Annotated in this window: 15 protein-coding genes; 4 read left to right on the top strand and 11 right to left on the bottom strand. The window is 61.7% G+C overall.

Going from position 1 to position 14,731, the window contains the following annotated elements; all coding sequences use genetic code 11:
• Nucleotides 1-160 precede the first annotated feature (160 nt).
• Genes GY725_09715 through GY725_09705 form a run of 3 tightly spaced genes read left to right on the top strand, consistent with a single transcriptional unit; the run spans nt 161 to nt 3,424 of the window.
• Nucleotides 161-1,069, top strand: a complete 909-nt coding sequence (locus tag GY725_09715; GenBank protein MCP4004459.1) for a sulfotransferase — start codon at nt 161-163, stop codon at nt 1,067-1,069.
• Between the two features lie 7 nt (nt 1,070-1,076).
• On the top strand, nt 1,077-2,165 hold the full coding sequence (locus tag GY725_09710) for a glycosyltransferase family 4 protein (GenBank protein ID MCP4004458.1): 1,089 nt from the start codon (nt 1,077-1,079) through the stop codon (nt 2,163-2,165).
• A complete protein-coding gene (locus GY725_09705) occupies nt 2,162-3,424 on the top strand; it encodes a phosphotransferase (protein ID MCP4004457.1) in 1,263 nt (420 codons plus the stop codon). Before GY725_09710 ends, GY725_09705 begins: the two co-directional genes overlap by 4 nt.
• Here the strand turns inward: GY725_09705 and GY725_09700 are convergent.
• The 8 genes from GY725_09700 to GY725_09665 all read right to left on the bottom strand — a co-directional run bounded on the left by GY725_09700 (nt 3,387) and on the right by GY725_09665 (nt 10,638).
• Nucleotides 3,387-3,707 carry a hypothetical protein gene (locus GY725_09700; GenBank protein ID MCP4004456.1) on the bottom strand — a complete coding sequence of 107 codons (321 nt, stop codon included), beginning with the start codon at nt 3,705-3,707 and terminating at the stop codon, nt 3,387-3,389. The genes GY725_09705 and GY725_09700 overlap by 38 nt on opposite strands.
• Before the next feature lie 11 nt (nt 3,708-3,718).
• On the bottom strand, nt 3,719-4,687 hold the full coding sequence (locus tag GY725_09695; GenBank protein MCP4004455.1) for a dipeptide ABC transporter ATP-binding protein: 969 nt from the start codon (nt 4,685-4,687) through the stop codon (nt 3,719-3,721).
• Entirely contained in the window at nt 4,684-5,673 is a 990-nt protein-coding gene (locus tag GY725_09690; protein MCP4004454.1) for an ABC transporter ATP-binding protein, read from the bottom strand. Before GY725_09690 ends, GY725_09695 begins: the two co-directional genes overlap by 4 nt.
• A complete protein-coding gene (locus GY725_09685; protein MCP4004453.1) occupies nt 5,673-6,419 on the bottom strand; it encodes a hypothetical protein in 747 nt (248 codons plus the stop codon). The genes GY725_09690 and GY725_09685 overlap by 1 nt, the downstream gene beginning before the upstream one ends.
• Nucleotides 6,416-8,212, bottom strand: a complete 1,797-nt coding sequence (locus GY725_09680) for a tetratricopeptide repeat protein (GenBank protein ID MCP4004452.1) — start codon at nt 8,210-8,212, stop codon at nt 6,416-6,418. Before GY725_09680 ends, GY725_09685 begins: the two co-directional genes overlap by 4 nt.
• A gap of 168 nt (nt 8,213-8,380) precedes the next feature.
• A complete protein-coding gene (gene cysC / locus GY725_09675) occupies nt 8,381-8,995 on the bottom strand; it encodes an adenylyl-sulfate kinase (protein ID MCP4004451.1) in 615 nt (204 codons plus the stop codon).
• A 51-nt stretch (nt 8,996-9,046) separates the two neighbouring features.
• Nucleotides 9,047-9,433, bottom strand: coding sequence for a hypothetical protein (locus GY725_09670; protein ID MCP4004450.1), 387 nt, complete (start codon nt 9,431-9,433; stop codon nt 9,047-9,049).
• Nucleotides 9,430-10,638: an aminotransferase class V-fold PLP-dependent enzyme gene (locus GY725_09665; GenBank protein ID MCP4004449.1), complete on the bottom strand. Its 1,209-nt coding sequence runs from the start codon at nt 10,636-10,638 to the stop codon at nt 9,430-9,432. The genes GY725_09670 and GY725_09665 overlap by 4 nt, the downstream gene beginning before the upstream one ends.
• Nucleotides 10,639-10,771: 133 nt before the next feature.
• Here GY725_09665 and GY725_09660 point away from each other — a divergent pair, with 133 nt between their 5' ends.
• Nucleotides 10,772-11,542, top strand: coding sequence for an outer membrane lipoprotein-sorting protein (locus GY725_09660; GenBank protein MCP4004448.1), 771 nt, complete (start codon nt 10,772-10,774; stop codon nt 11,540-11,542).
• A gap of 22 nt (nt 11,543-11,564) precedes the next feature.
• On the opposite strand, the gene erpA is transcribed toward GY725_09660, so the two are convergent.
• From erpA to dxs, 3 genes are all read right to left on the bottom strand, one after another.
• A complete protein-coding gene (gene erpA / locus GY725_09655; protein ID MCP4004447.1) occupies nt 11,565-11,888 on the bottom strand; it encodes an iron-sulfur cluster insertion protein ErpA in 324 nt (107 codons plus the stop codon).
• Between the two features lie 165 nt (nt 11,889-12,053).
• Nucleotides 12,054-12,830 carry a TlyA family RNA methyltransferase gene (locus tag GY725_09650; GenBank protein ID MCP4004446.1) on the bottom strand — a complete coding sequence of 259 codons (777 nt, stop codon included), beginning with the start codon at nt 12,828-12,830 and terminating at the stop codon, nt 12,054-12,056.
• Nucleotides 12,831-12,839: 9 nt separating this feature from the next.
• A complete protein-coding gene (gene dxs / locus GY725_09645) occupies nt 12,840-14,726 on the bottom strand; it encodes a 1-deoxy-D-xylulose-5-phosphate synthase (GenBank protein ID MCP4004445.1) in 1,887 nt (628 codons plus the stop codon).
• Nucleotides 14,727-14,731 lie beyond the last annotated feature (5 nt).

The raw sequence follows: 14,731 nt of genomic DNA, 5'->3' as shown, positions 1-14,731 counted from the left end.
GGCTGCGAAGCGTGATGCATCCGCCTGCGCTGCGTCGCGCGACCCTCTGCAGATCTACGGATCTGCGATCGGATCACGCTTCTTGCTCAGGCGGCGACTCCCGCTTCTCGCTCGATTCCTCCCTGTGCAGAGATTCCCTAGCAGGCTACGGAGTTCTGCGATGAGCGCTGACGTGCGACGCCCAGCGTTCGTGATCGGCACCGGCCGCTGCGGGCTGAGTCCGCTCATGGATCTGATTGCCTATCACCCGGACTTCGGCTGGCCCTCGCAGTATCACGAGCGCATGCCCGACAAGGCCTGGATCGGTCGACTTTCACGAATCGTCGAATGGCCGCTATTGCGCGGACCGCTGAAGTTCCGCTTGCAGCCTTATATTCCGGTTCACGACGAAGCATGGGGCTACTGGCGAAGGGCGTTTGCGGGCTTTTCGGAGCCCTTCCGCGATCTGACCGAAGACGACGTAACGCCGCGCGCGCGTCACGGCATGAAACGCGCAGTGGTCGATATCCTGGAAAGTCACGCCAAACCGCGCTTCATCGCGGAATACTCCGGCTGGTCTCGAGTGCGCTTCATCCGCGAGATCTTCCCGGATGCGATCTTCATTCACATCGTTCGCAATCCGCGAGCCGTGGTGAATTCACTGGTCAACATCAACTACTGGCGAGGCTACGAGGGGATTTCCAAGTGGCGCTGGGGCGAGCCAGGTGCGGAGTTGCAAGAAGCCCTGAAAAAGTACGATCACAGCTTCCTGGCGTTGGCTGGAGTGCAATGGAAGATCCTGATCAACTCCCTGCGAGAGACCACCAGCGAACTCCCCGACGATGCAATCAAACTGGTGCGCTACGAAGACATGGTCGCGGATCCACACGCAACGGCACGGGAATGCATCGAGTTCCTGGGCGCCGACGCATCGGATTCACGATTTGGACGACATCTGGGAACGACGAGCATCGTAGACGCAAACCAGGTGGCGTTTCGAATTCCCAGCTGGCGTGAGAGCATGTCACCCAAGCAGATCGCGATGCTAGAGGAACTGCTCGAAGAAGAGCTGGCGCACTTCGGATACTGAGCAGACAATGCGTATCGCCCTGGTCATCGAGTCGTTCGAGCGCGGCGCCGGCGGAGCCGAGCGCGATGCAGTGGAACTCGCTCAGGCTTTCTCCGAGCGAGACGTATCGCTCAGTATTGTGTGCCGGAAAGCCAGCCTGGCGGCTCCGCCGGGCGCCTCACTCGAGATCGTGGGTGGGCCGTCATTCTGGCAACCACTTCGGGTATTGGTTTTCTCGTCGCGCGCAGGCACGGCCACACACGATCGCTTCGATGTCGTACACAGCTACTCGCGAACCCGGCACCAGGATATCTATCGCGCCGGGGGCGGTAGCCACGCCGAGTTCATGGATCGTTTCTACGCTCGCCCGGGCCTGCAGCGCTGGTCACCACGCCATGGCGCGATTCTCTCGATTGAAGAAGCCGTCTTTCGCGATGAGCGTCAGATCATTCAATGCCTGACGGAGCGCGACGCAACGGATATCGCAAACCGCTATGGAGTTTCCCGGGAACGTCTCGTCGTCACGCGCACCGGCGTCGACGTCATGCGTTTCAGCCCGCAAAACAGGGAAGAGTTCTCCGGACCCCTGCGAAGAGAACTCGGCATCGAGGGACCCGTTGCGCTTTTCGTCGGCAGTGGGTTCGCGCGCAAGGGCCTGGATCGCGCGATCGACGGACTGGCGAAAAGCGGCGCAGAAGCGAGTTTGCTAGTTGCTGGCGCAGGCGACCCCAGGCCTTATCGTCAACAAGCCCAACGCCTCGGCATAGCCGAACAGGTGCGGTTCCTCGGCGTCCGAGCCGATATCGAACGCCTGCACGCCGTCGCCGACCTGGTCGTACTTCCCACTCGCTACGACGCCTTTGGAAATGTGGTTCTCGAAGCCATGGCATCCGGAGTTCCTCCGGCGACAACGCCGATGGCTGGCGCTTCCGAACTCATAGAAGACGGGCGCACCGGTTTCGTGCTCGAAGAAGACTTCACGCCCGCCTTCCTGGCGCTGGCCGATAAAGAGCGGCTCAAGGAAATGGGTCGCGTCGCCCGCGAAGTGGCCCAAGGGTATACCTGGGCCCGACACGCAGATGTGATCCTCGATCTGTATCGGAAGGTCGCGGGTTGACGAACGCCGACTTCGAAGACCTGGCCGAACGCATCCGCAGAGGAGAGATGCCTCCTGGGATTCAGGAGGTCAAACGGTCCCTCGTTCGCGTGGCCGTGCGATCCGGTGACGACTTCCTGAAAGTCTTCCTGAAGCGCTCGCGCACTCCGCGCCACGAGGAGCGAGCACTGCGCCGCGCTGCGGCGCTGGGAATCTCGGTACCCGCGGTTCGTAGCGCGGGAGAGCACTGGGTCGCGACGGAATACCTGGAGGGTGCGCGGGCGGCGACGCGGGAGGACCTGGATGCAATTCTCGAGGCCGTGGAACTCATGCACCGGGCCGGCGCACTGCATCGAGACCTTCATATTGGGAATCTCGTCGTCGTGGGTGCTCGCGTCGTAATCCTCGATCTACAACGCATGATCTTTCTTCCCGGACTCCCGCGACGCCTGCGCGAACGCGAACTCGGATTCCTCGCCTACTCGCTTGGAGAGCCGATCCCTGAACAGTTGCGACACGTTGGCGAGGCCACCGAAAGACGGGCCCACCAGCACTGGAGGAGTCGCACGAAACGCTGCCTGAAGAACAGTTCGGTCTTCACCTCCTTCGAACACGCGGGAAAGACCGGCTTTCGAAGACGCGATATCGATGAAGAAGAGCTGAATCGGGCTTTGGATCTAGGCGCAGATGGTGATGTGCTCAAACTCGGGCGCGCAGGAGATCTGTATCGCTGCGGGAATTTCATGTTGAAGAAGCACATCAACCGCAAAGAGGCGAAGCGCGCTTGGGTGGCCGGACACGGACTCGAAGTGCGCGGCATTCCCACAGGCCGGGCCCTGGCCTGGAGCGGACGCTGGCTCGTCATGCGCGACGACGGTGACACGCTGATCGACTGGATCAAACCGGAGTTCGAGAAATCCGGAGACGCCGAGCGCAGCGAGATGGCCGGAGCCCTATCTACACTGCTGGCGCGACTTCACCGGCGGGGCATCTATCACGCCGACCTGAAGGCCAATAACATTCTCTGGTCGCCCGGACGGGTTCCACATCTCATCGATTATGGCCGGGTTCGCTTCGGGCGGCGAATCCATCCCAGGCATCGCGTGAAGAACCTGGCGCAGATCAACGCAGCCCTTCCGGACTACGTGCCCGCCTCACTGCGTGAGGTCGCCTTCGGTGATTATCTGGAACAGAGTGGTTTCAGCGGGGACGCCGAAGCTCTGCGCCGCGAAGTAATTGCCGTCAGCCTTTCTCGGAACCACCGGTGGCATGGATGCTGACCCACTGGTAGTAGGAACTCCCGACGGAACCCGAGCTTCCTTCTTCGTATTTCAGACCTAGAACGATCGGTGCACTTCCCAGAATCTTCTCGAGCGCCTGGATCTTCTTGGGCAGGTCATCGCGATTGGGACTGTGGAAGATCACGTCCACGCGCGGTTTGTCGTACAGCACGTTGAGAACCAACGTTGCCAGCGTGAAGAGCTTCTGCGGTCCCTCTGAACTCTCGACGGAAAAGCAAGGAACCTCGACATCATCAAGACCGAACTTGTACTCAATACGCATAGAATTGCTCCTCAGAATGGGGCCAATAGACAGGCCGAGAGCCGTCCTGGAGCCACTTCTTGTAGCTTCGGAACTTCGCTCGTGCAGCGCTCGACCGCCTTCGGACAGCGCGGGTGAAAAGGACAACCGGGCGGCGGCGAGATTGGACTCGGCACGTCACCGGACAAAATAATGCGTTCGCGTCGCATCGACGGATCAGCCATCGGCACCGCCGACAAGAGAGCTTCCGTGTAGGGATGCTGCGGTGATTCGTACAGGCCTTCCGAAGGCGCCAACTCGACGATGCGCCCCAGGTACATGACGGCTACGCGATCACTCAGGTGCTGGACCACACGAAGATCGTGCGAGATGAACAGGTAGGTGATGCCGAATCGTTCCTGGAGTTCGAGCAGGAGATTCAGGATCTGTGCCTGAATGGAAACGTCGAGCGAGGATACCGGCTCATCGGCGACGATGAGTTTGGGTTTGAGTGCCAACGCGCGTGCGATACCGATGCGTTGACGTTGTCCGCCGCTGAACTCGTGGGGATAGCGGTTCGCATGGTTCTCGCGCAAGCCCACGGTCGTCAGCAACTCGTTCACGCGTTCGCGACGTTCCACGCGATTGGCCAGGTTGTGGATCATCAATCCCTCGCCAATCGCTTCCCCCACGGTCATCCGGGGATTCAGCGAGGCAAAAGGGTCCTGAAACACGACTTGCATGCGGCGACGCAGAGTGCGCAACTCCGGGCGACTCATGGCGCGCACGTCTTCTCCTTCGAAGAACACCTCTCCCGCATCGGGATCGATCAATCTCAGGATCAGACGCGCCAAGGTCGATTTCCCGCAGCCGGATTCGCCCACGAGCCCAATGGTTTCGCCTGCAGCCACATCGAGATCCACACAATCGACGGCGCGCAACAACAGGCGTCGGCCGAACACCGAACCGCCGACAGGAAAGGACTTCGACAGACCTCGAACCCGCAGCTGAGGCTCAGTCATGCGTCACCCTCGGGAGGCACGGCGTTGTGACATGCAACACTATGATCGGGTCCGATGCTATCGAGTTCGGGATCGATCTTCGCGCAAACTTCTTGCGCACGCGGACACCGTTCGCGAAAACTGCAACCTTCGGGCCGGCTGATCAGGTCGGGGACGATGCCTGCAATCACGTGAAGCGGCTCACGCGACTTGTTCTTGGAACTGGGCATCGCGAGCAACAGGCCGTGTGTATAGGGATGACGCGGCTCGCGGAAGAGTTCATCCGCTGTCGCCGTTTCGACGACGCGCCCGGCGTAGAGTACCGCCACACGTTGCGCGGCTTCGGCTACGACGCCGAGGTCGTGCGTGATCAGCAACACGGCCATGTTGAATCGCTTCTTCAAGGTCTCCAGAAGCTCGATGATCTGCGCCTGGATCGTTACGTCCAGAGCGGTGGTCGGCTCGTCCGCGATCAACACTTCGGGATCGCACGCGAGAGCCATCGCAATCATCACACGCTGACGCATGCCGCCCGAGAGCTGATGAGGGTAGTCGCGCGCCCGTCGCTCCGCTTCGGGAATACCCACGAGATTGAGGAGTTCAACGACCCGCTCGCGCCTGTGCTTACCATCCATGTCGGTGTGAACCTGGAGCGATTCTTCGATCTGATAGCCGATGCGCAGGACCGGATTGAGCGAAGTCATCGGCTCCTGGAAGATCATCGCGATGCGATTCCCGCGAATCTGGCGCATCTGTTCGGAATCGAGAGTAAGCAGATTGTCGCCGTCGAATAGAATCTCACCCGCTTCGATGTTCGCGGGCGGCTCGGGAAGCAAACGCAAAACAGAGAGCGCGGTGACCGATTTACCGCATCCCGACTCCCCTACAACGCACAGTGTTTCACCGGCGTGCAGATCGAAACTCACTCCGTCCACGGCCGGGAGCACGCCTTCTGGAGTGTGAAACGTCGTGCGCAGCCCGCGGACTTTCAGAACCGCTTCGCTCATCAGTCCTTCCGCCATGCGACGCGGAAAAGCGCCGAAGAAAGCGACGGGTTCAGCTCGACATCGCTGAAGCGAAGCTCCGCATTGAAAGCCTCGTCGGGAAAAATCAAATCTACGGCGAAGGGGTATGTGCCACCGGGCAGTTCCTGATATTTCCCGTAGCGCACAACCCAGCGCACGCGCCCATTCGCGGCCAGGGTTTCGACTTCGAGTAGTTCGCCGCTCGGACCGAGTAGAAGGCGCTGCCCGGTCAACCACACCTGACGAACGGTCTCGCTGCCCAGAATCCTGGCAGGCGGCCATTCGTTGCGGGGAATCGAGCCCAGGAGTACCTCGATCGCTTCGCTCGGCGTCAGAGCAAGACCCAGGCGCTGCGACAGCACTTGCTCATCCACGACGCCCCGCTCGAGCGAGCGTCCATCGAAGAACGAGAAACTCTGACCATCGGTCACGAGTAGATTGAGCGAGTTGCCCAATAGACCGAGGGACTCCAGGCGCAACTGCCCGGGGCGCTGGACCAGAATGACCTCTTTGACACTCCCGCCGCCGGCCTGCGAGCGAATGCGCAGCTTGCCTACGGCCCGCAAACTGCGAAGCGCCTCCCCCTGCCTCGAGATCCGCTCGAGCCAGCCCTTGATTCGCACGTCTTCGTCGAGAATCGGCTCGAGTTTCCCGTGAGGGGCAATGCCGAGACATGCGCTCAACAACAAACTCGAGCACGCGAGCGCGGTCGCGTGCAGTCGGCTCAACGCGATTCCTCCGGTGGAGATTCCTGCATCTGGATCTCCAGGAGACGGATCTCATCGCGAATCTTCTTCGCGTCGGCTTCGCTGGGCTTCAATTCCAGTGCGCGCAGATACGCCTGAAGCGCGTCATCGAAGCGCGCCATGGATCGGTAGGCGTCGGCGGCGTGCCAGGTAATGACCGGATCGTCGCGTTCCAGCAATTCCAGGGCGTGCTCCAGTTCGGACAGGGCTCGAGTAAAGTAGTCGCGTGCGATCTGGGGGTCACCGTTGCGCAGATTCCGCAGTCCCTGCTGGTAGTAGACCCAGCCAAGACTGTCGGTGATATATCCGTCGTCGGGCCGAAGTTCAACCGCCCGACGAAGCATGCTCTCGGCCTCGTCGAGATTCTCGCCCTGCTCTGCCCAGGTGTAGCCGATGAAATTGAGAGCGCTGGCGTGATCCGGATTCATCTCGAGAACCTTGTTCATGTACTCGAGTGACTTTTCGTAGTTCTCCGCATCGCCGTAGATCACGCCCAGGTCGTAGTACAGGTCGATCTCCGTGGGGTTTTCCGCAATCAGGTCTTCGACGATCGCAACGGCACGCTCGACGTCGCCGTTGCGCTGGTAGATACCCGCGAGATAGATCGAAAGCGCGGTATTGCTCGGCGCGGACGCGATGGCGCGTTTGAGTTCCGTGATGGCGCGTTCGAATTCCTCTCGCTTCTCGAGGATGCGCGCCATCAACACGCGTGAATCCGCGAAACGGGGCGACTCGCGCGGCACCTGCTCGAGCGATTCCAGAGCCTCGTCGAGTTGACCGGCCTCCTCTCTTACCAGGCCGAGGAAGTAACGCACTTCATCGCGATAGCGTTGGTCTTCGATGCCGCCTCGGCCACGCGCAACGATTTCAAAGCGTTCCAGGGCATCATCGAGTCGTCGGCTCTCGTAGTAGAAATAACCGAGGCGAAATTGAGCGCCGAGGATCTCGGGATGGACCCCGACCAGATTCTCGAGTGCTTCGATCGCGGAATCCCGATCACCGCGATCGTCATAGACCTGCCCAAGTCTCATATAGGCGGCTGGATCCCCGGGAAAAACGACGAGTTTCTCCTCCAGGATCGCGATCTCGCTCTCCGCATCCTCCGCTTTGCGATGGACGCGCGCGATCGAGTCGTAGAACACGGCTTGATGCGGATCGACTCCCAGGCCTTCGCGGTACGCGCGCAGGGCGGCGATCGGATCGTCGAATCGTTCGCGGGCCGCCCCCAGCGCCATGTATCCGCGAACATCACCCGGAGCCGTCTCCACCATCTGGTGGGCGACTCTCTCGGCTCCATCGGCGTTCTCGATGCGCAGATAGAGGTTGAAGAGGGTCATTCTGCCCTCATCCGAAAGCTCTCCAGCCTCGAAATCCGGCTCCAGAAGCGTGGCCGCCTGCGGATAGCGCTTCAAGGAGATGTACAGACTGGCCAGGCTCGAACGCAGTTGATCGTTCTCGGGATCGAGTTCGCAAGAACGTTCCGCGTGAGAGAGTGCGCGCTCTGCGTCGTCGGCGCGCAACCAGAGTTGGGCCAGGTAACGCTGAAGTTCAGCTGATTCAGGATCGATGCGAGCCGCGTTCTCGTAGGCTTCGGCCGCTTCGAGTAGACGCCCCTCGAGTTCGAGCTTGTGGCCGCGAATGAAGGCTGCACCCGCTTCAGCTTCCGGCGACAAGGGCAGAGGGGGAAGGCTTTCGGGACCCGAGGTCGTACCACACGCACCCGCGAAGCCCAGCGCGAGGCAGCACATAAGAATCTGAGCGGGAGTTTTTGTCATCGTGCGAAGCCGCCTGGGGTAGAGGTACACCCGGAAGCCCTTTGATTTCGGCATCCTAGCAGCGCCCCTTTGCGTCGGCAAACCAGCGTACCTGCTAGCGTATCGGCTTGCCCACGGATCGCTGAACCCGTGCCAGTTGCCACCTGTGGGAATCTGGACATGCCCGGTTCAGACGCTCAACACACCTCGATGTTCGAGGTAGGCAATGACCTGCTGCGCGCACTCCAGGACCTCCGACTCGGCGGTCTTCACCACCAGTTCCGGGCTCTCGGGGGCCTCGTAGGGCGCAGAGATGCCTGTGAACTCCGGGATCTCACCCGCGCGAGCCTTCTTGTACAGCCCTTTCACGTCCCGGCGCTCACATTCATCTAGAGGACAATCGACAAAAACTTCGATGAACTCCCCCGCCGGGAGCGCCGCTCGCACTCGGTCGCGATCGACTCGATAGGGCGAGATGAACGCAGTCAGCACGATCACACCCGCGTCGTTGAAAAGCTTCGCCACCTCGCCGATGCGGCGGATGTTCTCGGTGCGGTCCTGCGGGGCAAAGCCGAGGTTCGAGTTGAGCCCCTGGCGGACGTTGTCGCCATCGAGCACGTAGCCGTTGGCACCGCGGGCGACCAGCAACTGCTCGACGGCGAGCGCGACAGTCGATTTGCCCGATCCCGAGAGGCCGGTGAACCAGAGAGTGGCCGAGCGATGTCCCAGAAGCTCGTGCCGGGATTCCCTGGAGACGAAGCTGTGACTCCAGGTGATGTTCTTGCTTTTCGGGCGCTCGCTCATGCCACCTCCGTCGGGAATCGGTGCGCAGCATAGAGGAAAACTCGCACGCACTCAGGGTCGCTGCTTGGCATCGAAATCCTCACACGCCTCCTTGAGCGCCCGAAGCGCCAGACGCGCCAGCGGCCGCTGGTCGTGGTCGAGTTGCAGGCGTTGCGCGACCTGGCTCTCGCCCAGCCGTCTCAACTGCACGGAATCCCGATCGAGCGCGGCTTCGCTCACGAAGCTCGCACACGCGATCGTCACGGGACAGCCAAATGCCTTGAAACGCGCTTCTCGCACACGTCCCGATGCAACTCGCACCTGCAGGACGATCCGTTCTCCCGAAGCGTCGATCCGCGCGTCACCCGTTCCGACATCGAAATCCTGGCGAGCGAGGCGACCCGCATTTTTCGGGTTGCGGAAGTGCTCCAGCACCGACTCACTATAGGGAACGCTCAACGCCCCTGGCCGCGCCGGCCGCTGCGGCCCGGCTCGTCCCACGCAGGCGACAGCTTGCGCAAGCGTCGCGTCTGTTCGATCAGCTGATCGGCAGCGACATCGACTTCCTCGCCGGTATTCCCGCGCCCTATGCCGATGCGCAAAGCACATTGTGCGCGTAGCTCACCCACACCCAGCGCGCGCAACACGTGTGAGGATTCGCGCTTCGCGGAACTGCACGCCGAACCCGATGACAGCGCCACACCTGGCACGGCCAGAAGCAGCGCTTCTCCCTCCGCGCCAAGGAAGCTCACATTCAGGTTCCCGGGCAGTCTCTGATCGGGATGTCCGTTGAGTTCCAGGCTGTCGAGACCCGCGGCCAGGCGATTCCAGAGCCGTTCGCGCAGATCGCGTTGCTGCAAGGCGTCGCTCTCCATGGACTCCAGCGCAATCTCCGCCGCGCGTCCAAACCCGACACAGAGCGGTACAGGAAGAGTTCCAGCCCGCAGACCCCGTTCATGCCCGCCTCCGTGGATCAGCGGCTCGATCGGAATGCGCGGGTGCCTACGTCGTACGAAGAGTGCGCCGACACCCTTGGGGCCGTAGAGCTTGTGCGCGGTAAACGAGAGCAGATCGACGCTCAGCGCCTTCACGTCGACGGGAATCTTGCCGGCCGATTGCGCGGCGTCCGTATGAAACAACACACCGCGTTCGCGAGCGAGCGCCGCGAGTTGCGCAACGGGCTGAATGACGCCGATCTCATTGTTCGCGTGCATGATCGAAATCAGGACCGTACCCGGCTCGATCGCCGCTTCGAGTTTGCCCGGATGCAGTAGACCGTCGGGGCTCACGCCCAGCCTCGTCACGCGAAAGCCTTCGCGTTCGAGGGCGCGCAGAGAATCCAGGACTGCGGGATGCTCCGTCTGACAGCTGATGATGTGATCGCCGTGAACCCGTGCGGCGCGCGCCGCTCCGAAAAGCGCCAGATTGTTCGATTCGGTCGCGCCTGAGGTAAAGACGATCTCGCGCGCATCTGCGCCGATCAGTCCCGCCACCTGGCGACGCGCATTTTCAGCGGCCTGCTCTGCGCGCCAGCCGAACGCGTGCGTCCGGCTCGCCGCGTTCCCGAACTCCTCACTCAGATATGGAAGCATCGCCTCGACGACGCGCCTGTCACAAGGAGTCGTCGAGTGGTGATCGAGAAAGATCGGGGTTTCGTCGCTCATGCCGGTGAGATTACACCTTGTTTTGCGGATCTCATGCTCGGCTTCGAGCTGCCGATCAGAGGCATGGCGAATCGAATGAACGACCGCGGAACTCCCCCTCGCCACCCCGGGTACCGCTTCGAAAACAGGCATCATGCGCACACGAAGCCTCCTGCTCCTCTCGCTCGTCCCATTTCTCCTCGGTTTCGAAGACGGCTCCCAGGCGCGTAAGGCCCTCGACCGGGCCTTTGACAACCTCTACTCGCCCGGGGTCCTGGCCGCAATCGAGCTTTCGATGGTGCGCGGAGCCCGCCCCGCCCAGCCGGTAACCTTTGCGTACGGCCGCAAGCGGCGCGGCGGCGAGACCCGCACGCTCCTGTACTCAGCAACCCAAGACCGCAAAGCACCTCGCATGCTCTTGCTGCAGTCCCGGGGAGATCGCGACAAGATCTACGTCGGCGACGGCCGTCGCGGCCAGGTGAGACCTGCTTCAGCCGGTGAGTATCGATGGCCGCTTTTCGGAAGCGACTTTTCCTACGAGGACTTCCGCGCGCATGAAGCGGACGACTACCGCATCGAAGTACTGGGCTCGGACCTCATTGATGGCGAGCCCTGCCGGGTACTGCGATTGCGTCCGATGTCGGGCCCCTACAAGATGATGCTGATGTGGCTGTCCACGGAGCGCCCGGTGATCATTCGAACCGACTATTTCGATCGCAAGGGACTCTGGAAGCGCTACCGGGTGGAACCCGAGCACTTCGTGAAGCACTTCGATTGGTGGGTTCCGATGCGCGACGAGATGTTCGATCTGCGCACGGGTCGACGAACCACCCGCAAGGTACGGAACATTCTGGTAGGTGCAGAGGTGCCTGAAGACATGTTCACGCTGACTCAGCTATCGCGCGGGCGCATGCCGAGTTTCTGAGCGAAGTGCAGGCGCGCTCGGATCAGGCGCCGAAGGACTGTCCGCAGCCGCAGGTCGAAGTGGTATTCGGGTTCTCGATCTTGAAACCCGAGCCGTTCAGGTCGTCGACGTAGTCGACGCTGGTCCCCACCAGGTAGACCGCGCTCTTGGAGTCCACGAAGATGCGCAGGCCGTGCTGCTCGATTTCCTGGTCCCACTCCCCAACCTGGTCGTCGAACATGAGTTGATACTGCAGGCCGCTACAGCCTCCACCCACGACCTTGAGACGCAGGCCAAAACCCTCGCGTCCGTCGCGTTCCATGAGGGCCTTGGCCTTGGCCGCTGCAGTTTCAGTCACGGTGATCATCTCGGTCCTCCCGACTCTTCACAGTCTAGCCCGCACATCCCATCAGGTCGCGTCGGGAAGCGGTGCAGGTGCTCAGGCTAGGCACGGAATGCCGGAGTTCAAGCGACTCTTTCGCCGCTCGCCGGTCGCCGACCGGTCGCACCTGCAAAACGCTTTGCTTTTCCGCTATTTGGGAGATCCGCCGGGCTCGAGAAGCAGGAAGATCTCGATATTGCCCTTCGGCCCGGGCAATGTGCTGTCGACCTGTCCGATACAACGCAGTCCCAACGCCTCGGCGGCTTCGCGCACCCGCGTCGCTGCAGCTGCGCGCATGACCGGATCGCGCACGACACCGCCGGAAGCCACGTCTGCGCGTTCGAGTTCGAACTGCGGCTTGACCATCAGCAACAGACGCCCTTCGGGCTTGGCGAGTTCGAGCAGTTTCGGCAGAACCAGCCGGAGCGAGATGAAGCTGAGGTCAGCCGTTACCAGATCGTGTTGGCCGGCAAGATCTGCGAGTTCCAGATGGCGGATGTTCGTGCGCTCGAGAACCCGCACCCGCCCATCGACGCGCAATCGATGGGCTAGCTGACCGTAACCCACATCGATCGCGAGAATACTGGCCGCTCCGCGCTGAAGCAGACAGTCCGTGAACCCCCCAGTGGATGCGCCGACATCCGCGCAAATCCAGGACTTCGGGTCGATCTGCAGAGCGTCGAGTGCACCTGCCAGCTTTTCGCCTCCGCGTGACACAAAAGGGCTGCGCGCGATCAGCGATGGTCTGGAGTCGGCATCGACCAGCATTCCAGGCTTGTCGAGTACGCGATCTCCCAGGCGCACGTCACCGGCCAGTATTCGAGCCCGCACGCGATTCCGACTGGTTTCGAGTCCGAGGTCGAGCAGGCGCTGATCCAGACGCACCCGCCCCTTTGACGGAGGGAGTCGTTCGTGGCCTCTGGCCATCGCCGACGCCTACTCTCCCAGCAGCTCGCGCGCTGCTGTAGCAATTCCCGCGGCGTCGAGACCCATTTCTTCGAGCTGCCGTCCGGGATCGCCGTGCTCGATCGTCTCGTCGGGTATGCCGATCGCGCGCAGTGGAACGCGAGAGTTCTGGCTGGCGAGTTCAGCTGCCACGGCGTCACCGAAGCCACCCACACCACAGTGTTCTTCGACGGTGACGATCGCCCGGCAACGGCGTGCGAGTTCGCCCAGCCAGCGTGCATCGAGCGGCTTGACGAAGCGAGCGTTCAGAACGGCTGCGCTGATTCCCACTTCACCCAGCTTTTCCGCGGCTTCGATCGTCGTCGAGACCGTACTTCCGATGCCGATCAGTGCAACATCGGAACCGTCGCGCAGGAGTTCGGCTTCCCCGATTTTCAGCGGCTTGATCTCGGTATCGAGCGACAGTCCGAAACAGGCCCCGCGCGGGAAGCGCAGTGCGGCCGGGCCGGGATACTCGATGGCGGTGCGCAGCATCTGGCGCAACTCGTTCTCGTCTTTGGGCGCCATCACGACCATGTTCGGCAGTGAGCGCAGATACGAGAAATCGTACAGACCCTGGTGGGTAGCCCCATCGGCGCCGACCAGACCCGCTCGATCCAGAACGAAAGTCACATCCAGATTCTGAATGCAGACGTCGTGCGCGACCTGATCGTACGCGCGTTGCAGGAACGTCGAGTAGATCGCACAGACCGGCTTGAGGCCTTCGGTGGCCAGACCCGCGGCAAAGGTCACGGCGTGCTGCTCGGCGATGCCAACATCGTAGAAGCGCTCGGGGAGCGCCTGTTGGAAGCGATCGAGGCCGGTTCCGGACGCCATCGCAGCGGTGATGCCGACGATCCGCTCATCCTCCGCCGCGAGTTCGATCAGAGCATCAGAGAAAATCGAGGTCCAGGAAGGCGGACCCTCGCCACTCTTCGCAAACGTACCCGAAGACATCTCGAACTTGCTCACACCGTGGTACTTGATCGGGTCGGCCTGGGACGGCTCGTAGCCGTAACCCTTCTCGGTGCGACAGTGCACGAGTATCGGGTGCTCGTTCTCTACGATGTCGCGCACATTACTGAAAGTCTCGACCAGCTCCGAAACATTGTGTCCATCGATCGGTCCGATGTAGTTGAAGCCGAGACCTTCGAAGAGATGTGCCGGCGAGATGAAGCCCTTGAAACTCTGCTCGGCGCGGCGCGCCATTTCGAGTAGATCGTCCCCCGCGCGAGGTATCGACTCGAGCAGGGATTTAACGGAATGCTTCATGCGACGCATCTGCGGACCGGACCAGCGACGCGCGAGGAAACTCGTCAGGGCACCGACGTTCTTCGAGATCGACATCTCGTTGTCGTTGAGCACGACGACGAGTTTGTCCAGGCCCAGATAACCGGCGTTGTTCAGGCCTTCGTAGGCCATGCCCGCCGTCAGCGCACCGTCGCCGATCACAGCGATCGTCCACTCTTCTCCGCCCCGCCGGCGAATCGCCTCGGCGATACCGGTGGCCGCGGAGATGGACGTACCCGCGTGACCTGCGCCGAACACGTCGAAAACCGACTCCTGGCGGCGCAGGAATTTGCCCATTCCGCCACTCTTGCCGATCGTCGGAAACTGCTCGCGACGACCGGTGAGCATCTTGTGCGGATAGCCCTGGTGACCGACATCCCATACGAGCTTGTCGCGCGGGGTATCGAAAACGAAGTGAAGCGCCGTGGTCAGCTCGACCGTTCCGAGGCTCGCCGCCAGATGCCCTCCGGTCTTGGAAATCGTCTCGAGGATCGCCTGGCGCAATGCGTGAGCAACCTCCGGCATCTGCTCAGTGGGCAGGGCTCGCAGATCAGCGGGGTTGTGGATTTGATCGAGAATGGAACTCATTTTTC

Source organism: bacterium (genome assembly GCA_024226335.1).
Classification (GTDB): domain Bacteria; phylum Myxococcota_A; class UBA9160; order SZUA-336; family SZUA-336; genus JAAELY01.
The sequence above is the reverse complement of the archived record's forward strand: the minus strand, read 5'-3'. Positions and strand labels throughout refer to the sequence as shown.